This is a genomic window from Microbulbifer agarilyticus, from assembly GCF_019800665.1.
GTDB lineage: Bacteria > Pseudomonadota > Gammaproteobacteria > Pseudomonadales > Cellvibrionaceae > Microbulbifer > Microbulbifer agarilyticus_C.
The window spans coordinates 563,079-582,967 of record NZ_JAHVKO010000001.1 but is presented as its reverse complement, the minus strand read 5'-3'; the positions used below and the strand labels follow the sequence as shown (position 1 = coordinate 582,967).

16 protein-coding genes are annotated in these 19,889 nt (G+C 53.7%); 7 read left to right on the top strand and 9 right to left on the bottom strand.

Going from position 1 to position 19,889, the window contains the following annotated elements:
* Positions 1-227: 227 nt before the first annotated feature.
* The 4 genes from KUV22_RS02380 (at position 228) to KUV22_RS02365 (ending at position 2,903) form a co-directional block, all read left to right on the top strand.
* A complete protein-coding gene (locus tag KUV22_RS02380) occupies positions 228-653 on the top strand; it encodes a hypothetical protein (RefSeq protein ID WP_222228058.1) in 426 nt (141 codons plus the stop codon).
* 48 nt (positions 654-701) lie between these two features.
* Positions 702-1,151, top strand: coding sequence for a GNAT family N-acetyltransferase (locus KUV22_RS02375; protein ID WP_222228056.1), 450 nt, complete (start codon positions 702-704; stop codon positions 1,149-1,151).
* Between the two features lie 91 nt (positions 1,152-1,242).
* The gene (locus tag KUV22_RS02370) at positions 1,243-2,196 is read left to right on the top strand and encodes an MlaD family protein (protein WP_222228054.1); all 954 of its coding nucleotides are present in this window, start codon (positions 1,243-1,245) and stop codon (positions 2,194-2,196) included.
* A 47-nt stretch (positions 2,197-2,243) separates the two neighbouring features.
* The gene (locus KUV22_RS02365) at positions 2,244-2,903 is read left to right on the top strand and encodes an ABC-type transport auxiliary lipoprotein family protein (protein WP_222228053.1); all 660 of its coding nucleotides are present in this window, start codon (positions 2,244-2,246) and stop codon (positions 2,901-2,903) included.
* Here the strand turns inward: KUV22_RS02365 and KUV22_RS02360 are convergent.
* The 5 genes from KUV22_RS02360 to KUV22_RS02340 form a co-directional block, all read right to left on the bottom strand.
* A complete protein-coding gene (locus KUV22_RS02360; RefSeq protein ID WP_222228051.1) occupies positions 2,851-3,405 on the bottom strand; it encodes a cytochrome b in 555 nt (184 codons plus the stop codon). The two genes, KUV22_RS02365 and KUV22_RS02360, sit on opposite strands and share 53 nt — an antisense overlap.
* 54 nt (positions 3,406-3,459) lie before the next feature.
* Entirely contained in the window at positions 3,460-4,383 is a 924-nt protein-coding gene (locus KUV22_RS02355) for a M14 family metallopeptidase (protein ID WP_222228049.1), read from the bottom strand.
* A gap of 48 nt (positions 4,384-4,431) precedes the next feature.
* Positions 4,432-5,976, bottom strand: coding sequence for an alpha/beta hydrolase (locus KUV22_RS02350; protein ID WP_222228047.1), 1,545 nt, complete (start codon positions 5,974-5,976; stop codon positions 4,432-4,434).
* Between the two features lie 139 nt (positions 5,977-6,115).
* The gene (locus KUV22_RS02345) at positions 6,116-6,757 is read right to left on the bottom strand and encodes a hypothetical protein (RefSeq protein ID WP_222228045.1); all 642 of its coding nucleotides are present in this window, start codon (positions 6,755-6,757) and stop codon (positions 6,116-6,118) included.
* 301 nt (positions 6,758-7,058) lie between these two features.
* Positions 7,059-9,440 carry a DNA polymerase II gene (locus KUV22_RS02340; protein ID WP_222228043.1) on the bottom strand — a complete coding sequence of 794 codons (2,382 nt, stop codon included), beginning with the start codon at positions 9,438-9,440 and terminating at the stop codon, positions 7,059-7,061.
* Positions 9,441-9,634: 194 nt separating this feature from the next.
* On the opposite strand from KUV22_RS02340, the gene KUV22_RS02335 reads away from it, so the two are divergent.
* A complete protein-coding gene (locus KUV22_RS02335; protein WP_261319070.1) occupies positions 9,635-10,786 on the top strand; it encodes a helix-turn-helix domain-containing protein in 1,152 nt (383 codons plus the stop codon).
* 110 nt (positions 10,787-10,896) lie between these two features.
* Positions 10,897-11,763 carry a DUF2306 domain-containing protein gene (locus KUV22_RS02330; RefSeq protein ID WP_222228041.1) on the top strand — a complete coding sequence of 289 codons (867 nt, stop codon included), beginning with the start codon at positions 10,897-10,899 and terminating at the stop codon, positions 11,761-11,763.
* An 86-nt stretch (positions 11,764-11,849) separates the two neighbouring features.
* Here KUV22_RS02330 and KUV22_RS02325 read toward each other — a convergent pair whose 3' ends face one another.
* Positions 11,850-13,751, bottom strand: a complete 1,902-nt coding sequence (locus KUV22_RS02325) for a tetratricopeptide repeat protein (RefSeq protein ID WP_222228039.1) — start codon at positions 13,749-13,751, stop codon at positions 11,850-11,852.
* Between the two features lie 191 nt (positions 13,752-13,942).
* On the opposite strand from KUV22_RS02325, the gene KUV22_RS02320 reads away from it, so the two are divergent.
* Positions 13,943-14,284 (top strand): DUF4242 domain-containing protein, encoded by a 342-nt coding sequence (locus tag KUV22_RS02320; protein WP_222228037.1) that lies wholly within the window; start codon positions 13,943-13,945, stop codon positions 14,282-14,284.
* Positions 14,285-14,596: 312 nt separating this feature from the next.
* Here KUV22_RS02320 and KUV22_RS02315 read toward each other — a convergent pair whose 3' ends face one another.
* The 3 genes from KUV22_RS02315 to KUV22_RS02305 form a co-directional block, all read right to left on the bottom strand.
* Positions 14,597-17,401, bottom strand: coding sequence for a serine hydrolase domain-containing protein (locus tag KUV22_RS02315; protein WP_222228035.1), 2,805 nt, complete (start codon positions 17,399-17,401; stop codon positions 14,597-14,599).
* Positions 17,402-17,514: 113 nt separating this feature from the next.
* On the bottom strand, positions 17,515-18,651 hold the full coding sequence (locus KUV22_RS02310) for a hypothetical protein (protein ID WP_222228033.1): 1,137 nt from the start codon (positions 18,649-18,651) through the stop codon (positions 17,515-17,517).
* A 124-nt stretch (positions 18,652-18,775) separates the two neighbouring features.
* Complete coding sequence (locus KUV22_RS02305) at positions 18,776-19,456, bottom strand: DUF998 domain-containing protein (RefSeq protein ID WP_222228031.1); 681 nt, start codon at positions 19,454-19,456, stop codon at positions 18,776-18,778.
* Between the last annotated feature and the right edge of the window lie 433 nt (positions 19,457-19,889).

The window sequence follows — 19,889 nt, the reverse complement described above, 5'->3', positions numbered from 1 at the left end:
TGGACCCAGACAACTCAACGGATTATTGACTGACTAGTGGCGCCCCAATGCGGATTGCCCCTAGCCAAACAATTCTACCGCGCTCTCAGTCATCCAGGCTATTACTCGCTCTAGAACAACATACATTAGTCCCAAAGGGAAACTGTGACCTGAAACAAATCAACAATCCTGACGATGGATATACTACGCGCCTTCTGCCCCAATGATGTCTTTCCTCAGAGGTACCTATGAAACTGCTCAGATTCGCTATTCCATTGCTCACTGCCGTCATCAGCATGCCCTCTTTCGCCAACCAGAACGGTATCGGCCTGGGTCTCGCGTACGACCTTGGCGTGGGCGTCACTGCGCAAGTCCGCGGCACGTCGATTTTCGTCAATAGCGACGCGATTGCCGTCGATATGCGCCTGCAGAACTTCCGCAATGACCGCGGCACCGCCTACGTTTACATCGATGCCGGCGGTTTCTACGAAGATGGCGGCAATGACAGTTACAATGACAAAGCCGGCGTGCGCCTGCCAATCGGCCTGTCCTTCGGGATTGCCCCGAGTGTGCAAGCCTATGTCCAGGCTGTACCTAACTTCGCCTTCAGCGACAATGAAAACCAGGAAGGCTTTGGCGTAGATGGCGCACTGGGCCTGCGTTTGCGCTTCTAATTCGCCAACCAAATACTGGCGCTGCCGTTTTCCGTGACTTAGAGCGATATGGATTTGAACCAACCTGGCAATGAATTAACTGCGCACTGGCTCACCGATGCCGAGATGCCGTTAGCCAACAAGTTCTATCGCGCACACAAGTTTCGCGGCAAAGCGCGGCGCCACGACCCCTGCATGGTGGTGCGCGACGCGCAAAACCAGATTATTGCCTGTGGCTCGCTGCGCAAACTCACCGATAGCCAGCTGCTCGCCGGCGTGGCCGTCGCGGAAGAATCCCGTGGCAAAGGCGTGGCGCGCTTCCTGTTGCGACACATGGCAGAAGCCTACGACGACAGCACCTTCACCTTCCCCTACCGGCATCTGGTGCCCTTTTACGAATCCCTCGGCTACACCGAAGTCGATGAAAATGGATTACCTTCGGCCATTGTTGACCGCTTCCATACCTACCAGAAGCAAGGGCGTGACATTTTGATCATGCGCTATCAAGCAGCGCACTAGCCCTGCCGCATATCCATTCGCCTTGGCGCAATTTGAACTAGACTTCGACTGGCCCTGATATGGAGATATCACACTGGCAGAGGAGCGCTCGATGTCTATCAGCATTGCGAATCGGGCGCGAATACTGTTTACCACCGCCCTGGTACTCGTTGTGCTGGCCGCATGGCTGTATTTCCAGCTCGCATCAGGTCGCCATACAACCTACGAGATCGTCACACAAGACCCCGTCTCCGGACTGATTGTCGGCGCGCCAGTAGAGTTTCATGGTGTCGACGTCGGGCACGTAACCAGCGTGGAGCTGACCGGCCCCAAGTCCGTACGCATTCTGCTTGAAGTCAACAAAGATGCGCCCATCACCAAAGCCACCGTCGCCACCATCACCGCGCGCGGGTTGGCAACCCGGGGTTTTACCGGCTATGTCTACATTCTGCTAAACAACTCGGGAACCGATCAAAGCCCACTTATTCCCGCACCCAGCGCCCGCTACGCGCGGATCCCCAGCACCCCATCGCGCTCGGTCAATCTGGACACGGCAATCAGCCAGGTAAATCAGAACGTACAGGCGTTAACCGAACTTGTGCGCACCCTACTCAATCAAGACACTATCACCGCCCTGCAACATACCGCTGAAAACCTGCAGCAGGTTACCCTCGTGCTCGCAACCAACCAGGAACAGCTCAGTGCAATCATTACCAATAGCGAGCAGGCCACCCGCAAGCTGGGGCCACTACTGGATTCAACTAGCGATACCCTAGACGCCTTGCAGCAGGTGAGCCAAATGTTAGCCAGTAACCAGCAGCGACTGAATACCATCATCGCCAATACCGAGCAGGCCAGCGGCCAGCTAGGGCCGCTGCTGGATTCCAGTACCAACTCTATCAATGCGTTGCAACAGCAGGTTCTGCCTGAGGCCTACCGCACCATGGCCACCCTCAACCAGCTGAGCCATTCGATTACGCGGCTTACCGACAAGATCAACCGCGACCCATCCGTGTTGATCCGTGGCAGTGCGGCGCCACCACTTGGACCGGGCGAGTCCGAATGAAACCAAGCAGCGGCCATCGCATATCACCTCCAAGGTTGAATCAAGCCTTGGCTGCTCGCATCGTAACGGCAGTGTTTGGCGTCGCGCTACTTTCCGGGTGCTCGATATTTTCCCCAGTTGAAAACAATATGCGGGTGGCGGTAATCAACCAGATCCCGATAGCGACGCCAGAGCAAAGCCGCCTCGATGCGACACTGCTGGTGCTACCACCTGCCATCAATCCGATTTACGACACCATACGCATGGCCTATCAGGCCCAACCCCATCAGGTCGACTACTTCAGCAAACACGAATGGGGCGCAACGCCAGCGCAGATGCTGCAACCCCTACTTGCGCAAACGTTTGAGCGCACGCAGCAGTTCAGGGCCGTGGCCACACCACCCTACTTCGGCCCCTACAGCTATGGATTACGCACGGAAATTTTGGAATTCGTACAGGACTTCACTTCCGGCCCGGCACGCTTTCATCTGGCATTGCGGGTACAACTGGTGGACGGCAGGTCCAACCGGATTATCGCCAGTCGCTTGATTGCGCTACAAGAACCATTGATAGAGCAGACGCCCACCGCAGGCGTTGTCGCGGCGAACAAGGCTACGGCCAGTGCATTGGAGCAGACGGCGTATTTTATATTCGAGCAGATCGCTCAATCAGAGCCTAACCAGGCCGACCGGGCAAGATTTTCTCCAGAGCATCATCCTGGCAAATAAAGTAGTGCCGCAAGGCAGCGGCAACATGCAGAACAATAAAACCAATCAACACAAACCCAAGCCACTTATGTAGTTCGACCAGCAGCTCGAAGCGATATTCGTTATGTGGAATAAGGTCCGGCAGGCGTAAGCCAAAAACGTATACCGGCACACTCATGGCGGAAGACATTAGCCAGCCGCTAATCGGCAAGGCCAACATCAGCGCGTAAAAGCTCAAGTGAACAAAGCGCGCAGCCACCTTCTGCCAAGCCGGCATTTCCTCTATCAGCTCTGGCAAAACGTTTCCGACACGCCAAGCCAGCCGCACTAATGCGAGCGCCAGGGCCAGAATACCGTACTCCTTATGCAGCAGAATCAGCCTTATCTTCTGTTTATCGAACCCAACATCCGGCAGGCTGGCCATATACAGCCCCAGTCCAAGCAGCCCGATCAATAACAGCGCCATCGCCCAGTGCAGGGCGACGGCGACACTGCCATAACGTGAATCCGTATTCCGGAACATTGATCTGGGTTATATCTATGGAGTTGACCTAATTCTAGATCTTGCCGAACGAGATCACTGGTGCGCCAATGAATAATCAATTGCGGCGCACACCGCTGCGGCCTGCGCTGCATTGCACTGCTCGGGTGTAGCGCGCGGGCTGTCGGGATAAACTTCGGTAGTGGTCTTATAGCGTGCGTTGGTAACGCTGGCGCAGAGCCCTAGCTTCTTTAGTGGATACTCAATTACGCCCCGGGCGACAACCGGTGAACCGATAATCTCACCACTGTCATCCGCAGGCGCGATATGCGTTACCTTCTCCACCGCCGCAATGACGGCCTGCTGGAATTCTGGTTGCGGGCTTTCGCTGTCATCAACGAGATAGAAACCATCAGGAATACCGCCCGGGGTAAATGGCTTACCATCTCGAGCTGCGAGCGCAGGACGGAATTCGGTTTCGTCGGTATCGGTGGTTTCATGCAGGTCGATATGCATCACTACGCGATCAACGACGGGGGCTACCAGCCGCATCAATGCCGCCGACTCTTCCGCGGGACTGTCATTGTAAAATGAACGGTTGGGGTCAATTGCGTTTGGATTCCAGCGATGGATGCGCTCGTAAGCCCAGGGGCTGACACAGGGGGCGACGAGTATGTTAGCTCGGTCTGTATAATCCGCGGCATGTTGATCCACGAACTCTAGGGCCCCATGTACACCACTGGTTTCATAGCCGTGGACACCACCCGTTACCAACATTACGGGAAGATCATCACTCCAGTTACGGTTGCGGATAGCCAGCAGAGGAAAGCTTTCGCCGGCATACTCCAACCGTCCATACTCTTCCAGGTCAAAGCGCGAGCGCAACAATTCAATCTTGCTCAACACCTCAGACTCGTAGCTGCGATGACGGACTTGGCGGGATAACCACTCGGCACGTTCGGCATCGCCCCAGGGCGTTCCGGGGATACCAACTGGATAAAATGCTACGAAGGTACTCATAACTGTTCTACTCGATTCTGTTAAGCTCACACGGCGACAAAGAAAACCTCACGGAGAGGCGGCTTCCAACTTATCGACCTTGTCCTGAATCATACCAAGAACCTTCATGTTACTGAATTTAGTGCAGTGCCCCTCCATTGCGTCAAATACAAATTCGGCGTCGGACTGGGGTTCGCTGGTCTTTGCCAGAAATTCACTCATGCTACGAGTGGCTGGGTTCAGATAGAAGTGATCCATATCTCCCATCCAAACATAGATTTTCCCCTGCAGCTTGGGTCCAAGGGTGCTCCAATTTTCTTCCAGGTGCAGTTTTAGATCGTATTTTTTCCAAGCTTCGACAACCTGCTTATTGATAGCACCGGTGTTCGGATCAAACATGGGCGCCGGCAAACCATCTTCACCTTTAGGGCTATACAGCGCGGTATGCGCGCCGAACTGGAAGCCGGAATTCAAATAGGTATTAGATGACCCCAGTACATTCTCGTATCGGATGAAATCCTTAACCGTCACCATAGGGTCCCCGTAAATATCCCTGGCAACCGGACGAAGATTCCCCCACTCATTCACGAACAAGTTATCGTCCTTATAAAGGTCGACTAACTGGTAGTGGTCAAATGAAACCGAATCCGGGCTGAAGGACCAGGCTCCGCCAAACTGTTCCGGATAAAAGATCTGCAATGCCAGGGAAACCCAGCCACCCGTAGAGCAGCCGTCGACGTAGCGGTAATTTGGGTCTTCTTTCGTTCGGAAGGAACGCTCAATGGCTGGGATAAGCTCCTCAACCAAGGCGGTTCCGTAGGGGCCGCTATTCTCAGAATCGAGCTGATAGTTGTCACCAAAGGGACCGTCACTATCCAGAAAGACATTGATCACCTGTGGGGCATCTTCACCGAACCACCAGTCTGTGAACTTCTCATTCTCCAACAGGTAGTTGACGCGAGTATAGCGACCGCCGTAACCACTGATATTAATACGCAGCGGATATACCCGAGTGGGATCGTCATAATAACTGGATGGAAGCAGTACAGACGCCTTGAGCTTCATTGTTCTGTCCCACCACTCAGATAGAAACTGACTTTCTATCTCCATCAACTTTAGATGATCGTGCTCCACCAACTTGTGAGCGGGCACCTGCTGATCCAAACTGACTTTTAGTAGGGTTTTTCCGGAAATTTCAACTGCTTGAACTGTGCTGTACAGGTTTCCCGGCGCATTTATCTGGGATTCCTCAATGTCTTGATCCCAGAGAACCTGTAACTTGTACGTACCTTCCGGAACATTCGCCAGAGTCCAAGGCGTGGTCGCTTGCAGCTCAGTATCAGCGCCAAACGTCCGCGAGTCTCCCTTATTCCAACCCGTGATATTGGTGGCGAAAATATTGTTTCGCTTTGGAGTTACAGGCCAAAGATCCTTACGAGGCTCTTTCTCCAGATTCTCATTCAAAAATAGAAATAACCTACCGTTAGACACAAACTTGTCTTCCATCTCTGCTCCGACGGAAACGGACACACTCACGACATGGTCACTACCCGCTGAACAAATCTGTGTGGCGGTTGCGAGAACAGCTACAACCGCAAATGTTATCGACTTCATAATCAGTTCCTATTATGCGTTGCTATACCTGACAATAAATTGCGGATAATTGTTTAGATCGACCCTGTCGATCAGCTCATACAAAATGAAAGAAAACCCACATCAAACGATGGACCAAGAGACACTCAACTATATATTCTTAGCTTTTTGAACCAGGATTCATTACGCCAGCTTCGGAATCGGGACAAACAGGAAACTGATTCCATAAGGCATATAGTTTCTTCTGAATAACGTTGATATCACCAACTCTAGCGTGAGGGGGAGATCGAAAATAGCGCGACTGCTCCAATTGCAAAGGCTCATACTTGAGCCACCATTTTTGCAGTGGACCAACGGTCCAGCGCCCCTCAATCCTGGAAAGCATTAATCCATCTGTCTTTCCTGGCTTATACACTACCACCCACACCTGTGCATCGCAGGACGCACCATCTTCGCACGGACACTCACTTTTAACGGCATCAATGGTGACGACCTCACGTGGATAAATTGTCTGTGTTGCGGCCAGAATTTCCCTAACCTCGATATCGTTCAAATTTTCCTGCCGATTTTCCCCTTGAAAACGCCTCGGCTTAGCTTTTAGGATCCGATAGCGCTCGGAGGGTCCCTTCTCCTTTTTTCGCACCGGTTTCTCTTCGGCGAACACGCCCAGGCTTACCACGAGCAAACTGAAAGCCAATGTTTTAATTATTGCGTTCACAACATTTAGACTCAGCCAATCAAACACAGAAAAAGTAGAAACAAGATATCGGTTTATTCGATATTCCACCAACCTGAACAGCACTGCGAATATCTGGGAAGATCAGTAATATTGAGCAATAAAAAACGCACCAAGCTCTAAGGGACTACATATAGAGGGCAATGTGGTAAAGCGCGCCCTAATTTACCTGCACAAGGCAATTAATAGACGAATGTACTGGATCATGAAGAGAATGGGAAATGTACGAATACGAATGAAGCGAAATAGCCAGTAAAAACAGGCAAGAAGACAGCAATTACAGGTTTGTCTGGTCAGATTATCCTGATAATTGGAGTGATCATTTAGAAGTTCTTCTGATGATCTAGCTTTCATCCCCCACCGATGCTCAATCAGTTACGCCAAACAGCCCCATCTGCCCATCCACCAAGCTATCAAAATCCAAATCAATGAACGGCAAAATTGCATCCGCCACCGGTTTCAACTGTCGGTCGATATAGTGCTGGTAATCGATTGGGGACTGGAGGTAATCCACTGGCTCGGGGCCATTGAGGGTGATTGCGTAGCGAATCCAGCCTTTGTTTTGGTACTGCGGTGATAGCCCCTGCTGGCGGCGGCGTTCGTCGGCTAGTCTTGCGGCGCGTACGTGGGGTGGTACGTTTTTTACGTATTGTTCGAGCTTGCGTCTAAGGCGCTTGCGGTACACCAGTTGCTCATCCATCTCCCCTGCCCGGGTTTTCCCTACGGTTTCGCGGATATAGTCGGATGGGTCTTCGCCGTGAAACACCATAGCGTAGAGTTTGGTTTGGAATTGCTTGGCGAGTTCGGTCCAGTCGCTGCGAACGGTTTCCAGGCCCTTGAACACCAGCTTTTCTTTATCGCCGTTGACCACCAGGCCCGCGTAGCGTTTCTTGGAGCCCGCCTCGGAGCCGCGAATGGTGGGCATCAAGAAACGTTGGTAGTGGGTTTCGAATTCCAGTTCCAGTTCGCACTCCAGCGCCAACTCTTCTTTGAGTTTGCTCTGCCAGCGTGTGTTCATTTCGTCGGCGAGGTTCTTGCCGATCGCATCTGCTTCCTCGGGGCTTGGTTGGCCGCTCAGCCAGACAAACGTGGAATCGGTATCGCCATAAATAACCTGGTGGCCCAGCTCCTCAATCCAGCTGGCCGTCTGCTGCATGATCTCGTGACCGCGCAGGGTAATGGAGCTGGCGAGGCGCGTGTCGTAAAAACGGCAACCGCCGCTTCCTAGCACTCCGTAAAAGGAGTTCATGATGATCTTGATGGCCTGGGAACGGGCGGCATCCTGCTCCTGCTTGGCAATATCACGCTGGGCCCAGAGATTGGTGATGATGTCGGGCAGGAAATGCTTGTCGCGGGAAAAACGCGCACCGCGAAAACCCGGGATGGTGTTTTCATCCGCCTGCCCCTCTTCTACTTCCCATTTCTCTCCGTCGGCCAAGCCCTCAACCAAACCCATAGGATCGATTTTGAAGGTGCGAATGATGCTCGGATACAGACTCTTAAAGTCCAGCACCAGCACGTTGTCGTAAAGGCCGGGCCGCGAATCCATTACATAGCCGCCCGGGCTGGCCAAGCCACCGTCGGCCGGCAGGTTGGGCGCTACATAGTGGCTGCGATGGAGTTTAGGCAGATAGAGGTTGGTAAAGGCGGCCACAGAACCGCCGCTACGGTCGAGCTCGAGGCCTGTAAGCTGGGCGCGCAGGCGCAGGTAATCCAGCAGGCGGGTGTGCTCATAGATGTCCCAGACCAGGCGGCAGTCTTTCAGGTTGTAGGCGGCGAGTTTGGGCTTGTTATGGCGGAAGTCGTGTTCGATCACGCCCAGGCGGTTGTCCACGTCTTCGGTGTCCTTGCCTCGGCCCAGTAGCGTCTGCGCAACAAACTCCAGACTAAAGCTCTCGAAGTTGTAGGTGGCGCTCTTCAGTCCGTCGATGCCATCCAGCACTACCCTACCCGGCAACGTCACAAAGCCTTGATTGCCCTCGCGGCCATCCCGCCAGCGGGCCTCGGTACCACCGCGCCCCAGTTTCAGGCGCAGGCCGTAGCGCCCAGCCCTTTTCAGCAGCAGCCGAAAATCGAAGTCCACCACGGCCCAGCCGATGATGATGTCCGGGTCCAGAGCGGTAATTCTGGCTTCCAGCGCCTGCAGCAAAGATCGTTCGTTTTCCACCCAGTGCATGGTGGTGTCGGCGCCCTCCGGTTCGCCGACCATCAGTACCTCTTCCACCCCGTGACCATAGAGACCGATGGAATACAGCTCGCCCTTGCCGGAACACTCCACGTCGAGGGACACCACCTTGAACTCCGGCTGTACCTCGGCACCCTTGACACGGACCTGACGATATTCCGTATAACCCTCTCTGGCCCGGGTTTCGCCTTCAAAGTAGAGGCCACCGCGGGCAAAGCGCTCCATCAGGTAGCGGTCGTGCAGACGAAAATCCGCCTCAAACACTTCGATGCCGCGCTCTTTCAACAGGGCTTGTGCCCGGCGGTGGGCGTCGATGGTAGGGAAATACAGCATCGCCGCTTCTTCGCGGCCGAAGGTCTGGAAGCCCAGCTGCTGCCATTCGTGGGGCACGGCGGCCAGTACTTGTTGTACCTGTACGCGGTCCGCCACCTTCACCATAAACACCGGGCGCTCGCCCTCAATGACCAGCTTGGCCGGGCCCTCGGGGGTAGCCAGCCAGTAGTGGATACAGGTGCTGCCGCGCTGATCGAAGCTGTGGCGAGTGAGGAGAAAACCTTGGGGCAAGAGACTGTTCTGGGTTGAAAGGTGGGTGACTGATTTGAGCCATTCTACTGTATGTATGCACAGATATCAGCAACCACCCGATGAGCGCCCTCACCTTCCCCAATAGCCATATGACTGACGCCTTAACAATTGATGGGCGTTGTATTCGGTAATAAGATCGCCCTTTATTGAATCTCTGCAACTGTGTTCGTGCTATGGCCGTAAATGTCGTCCCTACTGTGATCTACTCAAGCATGTTGGGTGTGACTCTGTTTGCGTTGCTGGAGTGCCTGAGCAAGCCGCGGCAGCGACAAACGGCCTACTTGATTGCGCTGATCTCATTACTGCTCGTACATATCCTGGGCGAGCTGCATATCTATTCCGGCTTTTACCAATACGCACCTTCACTGGCGGGATTGCAGTTTCCTATACGCATGTTGCTGGGGCCTGCACTTTATTTCTATGCGTTTGCCACCATGTCACCGGATAAGGCACTGCCACGTAAAGCCTATGCTCTGGCGATGCTCGGTCCCGTACTGATTATATTGATCATGCTGCCGTTTCTTTTTGGCAGCTCCCCAGAAGAAAAGCTGGCATTGGCTGATCCGTCGACGCGCGACCCCGCGCTTTGGAAAATTGCCGTTACGACCTGCGTGGTATCCATGCTGGCATTCATACTCTTCACCGGCGCCTATCTGGTGGCCACCTTGAGACTCCATGCGCGACATCGACGCCAACTGTTGGATCGATTTGCCTCTATCGAGGATCGCTCGATGGACTGGTTCCGGGTGGTATTACTGTTATGGGGCGCCGCTTGGTTGCTTTTCGCAATTGAATACATCGTCGGCTTTCTGGGCTACCGCTGGTTTGGTTCCGGTATTGTGCTGCCCACTATTGAAGCGGTGATATTGCTGGTATTTGCGCACCTGGCGATAAACCAGCCGGTATTAACCGATTCGGATAAAGGTAAAGAAACGGATAAAGATAAAGAGAGCGCCGCACCGTCCAGACTACCGAGTCTGAAAGCCGAGCGTATGGAACAAATTGCCCAAACACTGAATCAAGTTATGGCTAAAGATAAGTTATATATGGAATCCGACTTATCGTTAAAAAAGCTCTCTGAAACCATATCCGTAAGCGAAAACCATATATCCGAGACGCTATCGCAGTTTCTGGATACCAACTTCTTTCAGTTTGTGAATGAATACCGAGTCGACGCGGCCAAGCAATTGGTTAAAGGCTCCGATATGCAGGTCTCCGCGATCGCTTACGAGGTGGGTTTTAACTCCAAGTCCACCTTTAATGCGGCCTTCAAAAAGTCCGTCGGCGAGACCCCGACCGCCTACCGCAGGCAGCAAATCCACTAAACTTGCCGCAAATAGTTGTACTAATACGTCCGAACGGGCCCGTCCGGACGCAAATCGCCCATCTCGCACGTAATCTCTGCCTAGAAATTCATCAACAGGCATGGAATCTTATGTTGGGCAGATACCTCGACCGCTTACCCTTTTCCGGTGCAACTGGCGCGCCGATGACAATTCAGCCACGCGGCTTGCTTAAAGGCGCATCAATATTCTGGTTTTGCTCACTGCTGGTGGGCCAATGGATGTTCCTATATTACATCATCGCGTTTTACGGGTTTTCCGTATTAACCGGGAACCTGGAAATCTGGAACCGATTTGAGCCCCTTGGTAGTACCCCCTACGTTGCCGGTGATTTCGGTGGCAACCTGGCATTTGCTGCGCATGCTTTAGGCGCGGGTATCGTCGCATTTGGTGGTGCGCTGCAGCTCATTCCTCAAGTGCGTAATCGATTTCCGCGCTTCCATCGCATTAATGGATATATCTACCTTACAACGGTATTGGGCCTCGCCTTATCCGGGTTTTATCTGGTACTCATAAGAGGCACCAGTCCGGACATGCTGTCAGCTATTGGCACCTGCATTAATGGGGTATTTATCCTGTACTTTGCTTATATGGCACTGCGATGCATTAAGAATCGGGATATCGGCAATCACCGGAAATGGGCATTGCGTCTATTTCTGGTTTCAAACGCCCAGTGGTTTCTGCGTGTAGGCGTATTCAGCTACCTGATTACCGGCACGCTGCTGGGCCTTGAACCGGGATTTGGTGACCCATTCTTCCCAATGTGGACATTCGGTTGTTATCTGCTTCCGCTGCTGACGTTGCAGCTGTATTTCTACGCTGCCGAGCGCGGCGACCCCCAAATACAATATGTGACTAGTGCTGTACTGATCGTACTAACGGTCGCGCTGATAATAGGCGTTGTCGGGTATACGCCCTTCCTGCATTCACTGATCGCGGGCGAGGTGCCCTCGCTGTGATTTCAATGCAATGCGGAGATATGCGGGAGCACGAGTGCTGGCCGAACGCACGCTAGTAACTCCTGGCAACTATTAGTAACTAGGAATTAGCCGCGCTTAAACACCTGCACAAGCATCTGCTGATACGACGCAGTCTTGCGCAGGTTAGCGAGCTGCGGGTCCACGCGCAGGAACACCAGTGAATGGGAATGCTGCTCGTAGGCCCGCTCAAGCCAGCGCACCGCAGCGTCGCAATCGCCGACCGCGAGGTGGGCCTTGGCCACCTCATAGGCGGGTAGATAGCCATCGGACTCCTGCAGGCCTTCGAGTAACGTATGTGCTTCCTCTTCCCTGCCCGCCAGAGCCAGTACCCGCGCCAGTGAAGCCACGCTGATGGTGTTGCCGGACGATGTTTCGACGCTGCGCTCCAGTGCGGTGATCGCCCCGTCGTAATCGCCCATGGCTTCGAGGGTCCAGCCGCGCCAGAGGTCCACAAGCTGGAACCCGGGGTCGAGTTCCCGCGCCGTTTCCAGCTGCTGCAAGGCACCTTCGTAATCCCCCGCGTTGTACAGCACCCAGCCCAGTGCCGCATTGGCGATTAACGACAATGGGTCGAGCTGGGTAGCGTGGCGCATCTCGTGCTCGGCTTTGTCGAAGTGCCCCGCTGCCACCAGCAGGTTGGCATACCACTGGTGGGCCTTGGCGTAGTCCGGGTTGATGGCGATTGCCTGCAGGAAACGGGCCTCGGCCTCCTCGAAGTCCCAGTCAAAATACAGGGCTGCATAACCCAGCGTCGCCTCCGCCGAGGCATTGTTCGGGTCGAGCTGCAGCGCGCGGCGGGCCGCGACCTTGGCGCGGCCGAAGGCTTTCTCCGGCGGCATGTAGTCATAGAACCCGAGCACGGCGTAGGCATCGGCGAGCCCCGCCCAGGACGGCGCATAGTCCGGCGCCAGGCTTGTGGCGGCCTCAAAATATTCCAGTGCGCGGTGCAGGTCGGCCTCAGAACGCTTGTGCCAGTAGAAGCGCCCCTTCAGGTAGCTGTCATAGGCAGCCGGATGGATTTCTTCCTGGCTGCTGCCACTGTTCTCAGGCAGCAACTTGCCGGCCAGCGAAGCCGCCACGGTCAGCGCAACCTCTTCCTGCAGGGCGAACGCATCGGTAAAGTCGCGCTGAAAGCTCTGTGACCAAAGCTGGTAGCCGCTGCGCGTATCCACCAGGCGCACATGAATGCGCAGCTGATCGTCACTGCGCTGAACACTCCCCTCCACCAGCGCATCGGTGTCGAGCAGTTCGCCAATGGCGCGCGCGTCCAAGGTTGAATCCTGCATGGAAAACGACGAGGTGCGTGCGACCACGCGAAGATCCGGGAAGCTGGCAAGGCGGTTGATGAGTTCGTCGGCCAGGCCATCGCTGAAATAATCCCGCTGGTTGTTTTCACCGGCATTCATAAAGGGCAGCACCGCTACCGAATGAAAACGCTGCGTGCCGGAATCTTGTGCGCCGGTGAGATCCAGCCCGGCGATGACCGCGAGCGCCAGGATGACCATAAAAAACGCCGCACCACCGACGGCATGTCGCCGGTGCCAAAGTGTATTAGTCGCCACCTGTTGCGGCGCGACTGTGATCCGGTCCAACTTGGCCGCACTTATCTGGAGGTCTACGACTTCGTGCTCGGCGTTAGTTGCAGGTGCCACAACCGCCACCGGAGCAATAAACCGGTAACCCTTGCGTGGTTGTGTTTCGATAAAACGCGGGTTGCGCGGGGAATCGTTGAGGGCCTGGCGTAACTTGCGCACCAGTGTGTTGAGGTTGTCGTTGAGCAAACCGCTCTGGTCGTCCGGCCAGAAATGACGGAACAGCTCATCGCGGTCGATCAGCTCACCAGGGCGGCTGACCAGAAGTACCAGTAACTTGAGGGGAAGTTCCTGCACGGATACTACTCGCCCGCGTCTGGTCAACGTGAGGTTTTCAGTATCTAGGGTGAACTCACCGAATTGCAGTGTCGCCATGGGCCCATCTCGCGCGGGGCCCCTGCCCCGCGGCTCAGTTCATTAATGTTGCTATGCGATTGATTTAAGGTCAGTTTTCAGTTCAGCTGAAGGTTCAGGCGCAGTTCATTGTGAGCACCGCGGGTAGCTGTTTCCATGGTAATGACAGCCGCAAGCGGGGGGCTTGCGGCGGCAATTTACAAGGAGACGCTATGCACCGGAACAAAACTATTAACGACCCGACATTTGCGGGCCGGTCGCCACTGGACGATACCGGAAACCAGTACATCATTGAGCGCACCATTCCCGGTGCAGACCGGTTAACCGCTGCCGAACTCAAGTCCATCTCGCAAAAGTCGCGCATGATCCTCGAGGCACTGGGTCCACAAATCCAGTGGCAGCAGAGTTATGTTGCCGAAGGCAAATTCTATTGCGTCTACGAGGCACCCAATAAAGATATCATCGTCAAACACGCCGAGCTCGGCGGTTTCCCGGCAGACAGAATCGTACAAGTGTGCAGGATGATCGGCCCACAGACCGCGGAAGATTCATAAATCGGTCACGCGCACAAGCATCGTATCATCTTGCGACGCTTGCTGCGCGAACTTGTACCGGTAAAGCGCGGGATGACCGCAGAAGTGTTACCGGTATTAAAGTAAAAAAGATTGTGATTTAACGGGTGTCCGATTTAATTTGTTTTATCGGCATCGCTTTTTCTAAGCTCATCCACGACCATGACGTCTACCCAAAAGATTCGGGATATCGACAATCACCGGAAATGCGCTCACCTTACCTTGTTAATCCGCCCTCTCATCTCTGTGACTTCACAGAACCTAAAAGTCGGCACTCAGCAACAAACCCAATCATTACCCACCAAAGGCCGGCAATATTTTTTCAGCCGCCATCTGCAAAAATGATTCACGGGTATGGCCCGTTACCACAATCACAAGCTCGAGCTGATCAATCACCAGAATGGCAACACCGCCAGCACCCTGCGCCGAGGTCACCGAATAGGTTTTGTCGCCAACAGTCATATCAAAGGGCCACCAATAATTGGTATAGCCAGGGTTCGAGAGGTTGGCGCCGCTGTAAAAGTCCTGCGACTGTTGATCCGTTAGCGACAGGTTATGTTGCTTCAGGCGTTGCACGAACTCTTGCGACAACAGCTGCTCGCCGTTGAACTGCCCATCATTCATCACGAGGATGCCCAGCTTTAGCATATCGCGCGATGTCAGGCTTGAGCCGGTTTCACCCCTCGCCAGGCCGCTGGCGTCATTGCGCCAACTGTAATTGGTGATGCCCAACTTACCGAACACCTCTGTCCGAACAAACGATTCGGCGGAACCCGGCACCAGGCTCTCAATAACCTGCATGACCATAATCGGGTTAGCGCCCAAATACTCAAACCTCCGGCTATCGTCGGTAATGGGGGCAGTATCTTCCAAAAATGCCTGTACTAGCCCAACACCACTATATTTTTCCGGGTTGGCGTCGTACTTACCATCATCTTCATCACTAATCTGTAAGCCCGAATTCATATCCAGGGCACTTTGCAGAGTTATCTTGTCGGCACCCTCTCCCAGCTTGGAGCGGTCAAGCCCCTTCAAAAAACTGACAATGGGTTTATCCAGATCCGCTAGCGTTAAATAACCCAGCTCCATCGCCCGACCTAACGCCAGTGTGGTATAGGCCTTGGTAACGGAAGATTGCGGGTGTGGTAAATCGATACGGCCCCGAGCGTAGTAAGATTCAAATAACAGCTTGCCTTTGTGGGCAATCAATAGGCTATCCAGCTTGTCGTGCTGCTTATCGGCGACCTCTTCTGTCAGGGCCAAAATCGCCTCCGAATGGCCTGCATCAACACCTAACTCACCTACCGCAATACCATCATTTTTATCGGTGGGCTTTGTATCCAGCCAAGGTTTGGCTAGCAGCGGAATGTGCCAAAAATTCCGTTTAATGTCGGGCATGTTCCAATGCCTGATCTTGGCTTCAAGGGGTGTTGCTGTGGCCGACAGGTTATTGGCATCGCGGTATCGTAGTTCTTCCACCACCTTGGTATCGACCCAATAAATATCACCATTGCCATCGTCGCCGGTGCGGTTAAAGAACAGGTATTTACCGTCTGGTGTGACGATAGCCCCGCCTTCGGCAACCTCGGTATTGATCTTGTCACCCATATTAATGCCTTCGCCCCAGGAGCCATCAGGCTGCCGAAAGCTGACATACAGGTCGTTATCGCCATAACCGCTGGTACGCTCTCCATCCCAGATCATGTAGGACTCATCTGGGGCAATGAACGGGTGCGCATTCCATTTGCCCGCGTTGATCTCCGGGCCAAACGGCTGTGGCGCTTGACGTTTCCCGTCCACCACACGCGAGTAACGAATAGGGCCAGAGCCATCTCGCGTGGCCTCATCCAACACATAAGTGCCCTTGGCCGATGACATCAGCCGCATAATACGAATGTCTTCGTAAGGCGCGCCCAGGCTTTTAATCTCTGACCAACCATCGGCCGTGCGTGTTTTAAATTGCTTACCCAGATGCATGGTGTTGCCATCGGGAGAAAAAATTGGCCGCCCGACCCTTGGCTCGGTTGATTGTTTTTGCCAATTACCGTTCTGATTTTTGTAGCTAATTAGCGACCATTTATTTTCATCTCTTGCTTTTCTCGTGAAATAAAATTCGCTCATATCGGGCGAGAAAAAACCACTGTAGTCACGCAACTGAGTAGAGACGATACCTGGCGCAAACACTTCAGGAGTTTTACCTGGCGGTTTTTGGCCCAGATAAGGTCCAGTCAGCCTGGGCGCAGGGCGCACCTCGTCGATTACTTCACTACTAATCCAATAGAAGTTTGAAATACCGCCCTCTTCATCATAACGACTAAAGAACAGGTACTTACCATCCGGAGTAACGCTCGGCACCGTTTCGCTGTGGGTCGAGTTTACCTCGCTGCCCAAGCTAACCGGCTTGGACCAACCGCCATCGGGTTGTTTGAAGTAAACGTAGATGTCACTGTCTTTGCGCTCACCACCCGCGGCCTTGGCATCAACCAGCAGATAGTCTTGCTGTGGCGAGATAAATCCGTGGATACCAAGCTCGATACCCGCCTTGTCTACCTTGGGATATTCACCGTCAACCAGCGGTGCATGGTAGACGCTGGAGTCGATGATATTGGTAAAAAACAGGTCGCCATTACCGGCCAGCGTCGAATAGAACACTTCGCTGTCGTTGATCGGTGATGCAAGCTTCTTGGCAGCACCCCAGCCATCGGCAACACGCCCCACCGTCCAGAACTTGGTATCGGTGAAGTCGGCGTTATAGGCGGTAAAGAATAGCTGCTTACCGTCCGGGCTAAAAAACGGCTGCATTTCGCCCGCTTTCTGGCCCTTGGTAAACGCCTCCTGCTTGATGGGCTGCCACGCGCCGTCAACCAACTTGGACGAATAGATCGCAGCTGGCTTGCCGTCTTGCTGCCCCGAGAAGTACATCTCGTCCAGATCTTTAGAAAAGGCGATACCGTATTCGTAACGGCCAGTCACCGACACGGTATCTTTGGCAAACAGCTTGGCTTTCGCTCCCGGGAGCTCTTGATCAAAATATGGGCTATCGGCCGCAGCCAATGGGGCTATAGACAACAAAGAAAGGGCAAGAACGGTAGGCTTCATCGCAATCGCTACTCTTACTATTATAGAAAACAGCCATAGTATCGACCGGAAGCATGCGTTACAGCATTGACTCGTTAGCTTGCCGTATTAACGGGGCGAGTTGATAAACCGGATCAATCGATCTGACGGCGTGCTTCATTGGACCGCCGGGTACGCGGATCACGCACGGTACGTGCCTGATCCCGCTGATCCGCTTTCTTTTTGGACTTATTTTCCTTTTTCCTTTCTTTCTTCTTTGGCTGCTCGTTCTTTGGTTGCTTGCGCTCCTGGCGCTGAGCTGGCTTCGCGGCCGTATTGCGCCGATCATTTGGCGCATTGCGCTGAGACTGGCGCTGGTGCTGGGCGCGCTGGCTTTGTGGTTTGCGCCTGTCGCGCGCCGCGCGGCGATCGATTGCAGGACGATCTACCGCAGGAACAATACGTGGGTCGCGAATGCCGGCCTGCTTGCCCGCAACGTTAACCACCCGCTCGTCCCGGCTTGAAACCCGATTTGGATTACGACCTGGGTTCCGGCGTTCATTCACGCGCTCAATGCGGCGGTCGTTACGGTGGTCTCCGCTCCGATTATCCGCCTGAAACGCCCGCCCCTTTGGCTTGGCTACGCCAGCAAACCCTTGAACACCGTCTCGGCCACGATTCTGGCGCTCCTCACGGCGATCCTTGCGCTCATCGCGATGATCCCTGTGTTCCTCACGACGATCCTTGAATTCCTCACGACGATCTTTACGGTCCTCGCGACGGTCCCAGAGGTCCTCACGACGATCTTCGGCCTTTTCACGACGATCATACCGGTATGGGTTGCTGTCATGCCGATCCCGACGCTTGTAACCATCGTCATAAGCATGCCGGCGCGGCGGCTTGTGGTGGTGCCCTCCGGCATAGCTATGGCCATGGCGGTGCAAGCGGGTACGCCAGCGATCATTGAAATTGATCGAGACATACAGATTCGGGGCAGGAATCCAGGGGCCATGCCAGTGATTCGCGCTGATCCAATGGTCCTGATACCAACGGTAGTAGCGCCCCTGGCGATAGAACACGTCGCTGCGGTCGTAGAATACGTATACGCCGAGGGCTTCGTCGTAGTAGCGATAGCCGGGGTCGGTGATCACTGAATAGGAGTAGACCGGCGGTGCCTTGCGGATATAGGTTTGCTCGACCATCACTGGCGGGGCTGATGGGTAGGTGACACAGCCCCCGAGCGTCAAAGTGATGGCGAGAGCGGCGAGTAAACGGTATGGGGCTTGGCGCATGGTGCGTATTCCTTGGATTCACACCTGCTTTTTAACCCGCCGCAACTGAATCGTTGCTGAATTCACTCACAAAAAGGACAGAAAAAGCCAAACCCGGGCAATGAAACCACCCAAATGAGGTCAGCTAGCCCCCAGAAAGCTCGATTTTTATACGCTCATCTTCATTGGTAATAAATGGCAACATGCGACTGGCGGTCAGCCATGCAATACCAAAGGCTATCAACCCTGTCGCTTCGACATAGTAGGTCAACCGGTGAGTAATCCCGCTAAAGTCCACCCAGCCAAGAATATCGAGCAGCTGTGCGGCCATAGCGCCAAGCATAACCACTGCACAGGCTCGATAAATTAGCCCCCTAACCTTCGCTTCTTTAGAACCCTTGCCTTTGGCTCTCAGGTAAAACAGCCAGCAAAAAATTGCGAGCATAACGAACATGGAAATTGCCGCGGTGGTATGGACAACCCCAACCATCGTGGACTCTGCAGCTGCCCCCTCGACACCCCGACCTGCAAAGCAATCGCACGGAAAAAATGCCACTACCGCGACAGCAACCGCTGCGACTTTACTCAAGACAGCTTGAAACAATGAGTAGCCATTATACGAAAAGAGAAAAGCCGATATGACACAGAGAGCCCCAACGAATACATTTCGGGCAGTATCGGATAAATGGTATGACAGGCTAATCGAGCTAATACTGACCCCAGGCGTTAGCAGGTCAGTCAAACTCGCCAGTGACAAGGCGATAAAACCCACGATAAATTTTGCTGTGTGGTGATTAATTTCTGTGTCGAGTGGTTTCCTATCCATGGACCCAACCTCATTCGTTTGGAGTTACCAGCAGGTGGAGGTGATTGGTCATCTACACCCAGGCGTACACCTGCATGTCGAACCACCGCTTCCCTTTTTGTTATGACCTTAGACTAATGGGCGAAAAACTCAGTGGGTGCTAATTGGTGTCATAATGTTGATCTGTCCCCATTTATTCTCAACGTCACCACAGAGCGGCTACGAGCCTTCGCTGCACCATTAGAAAACCGAACAGCGCAGATCGTATGAAACTAGGATTCAAGCCTTCATTTTAACCCTCAAGTAACAAATACGAACTCAAGCTCTCGAAATTTCAGCCTTGAATTTATTGACGTAAGTTAATTGATGTCCTTTAGTTTTCAACCTTTAGCTTTTAGCTTTTAGCTTTCAAAGTTAATGGGTGTCCTTTAGTTTTTCCAGGAGCTAACATCGC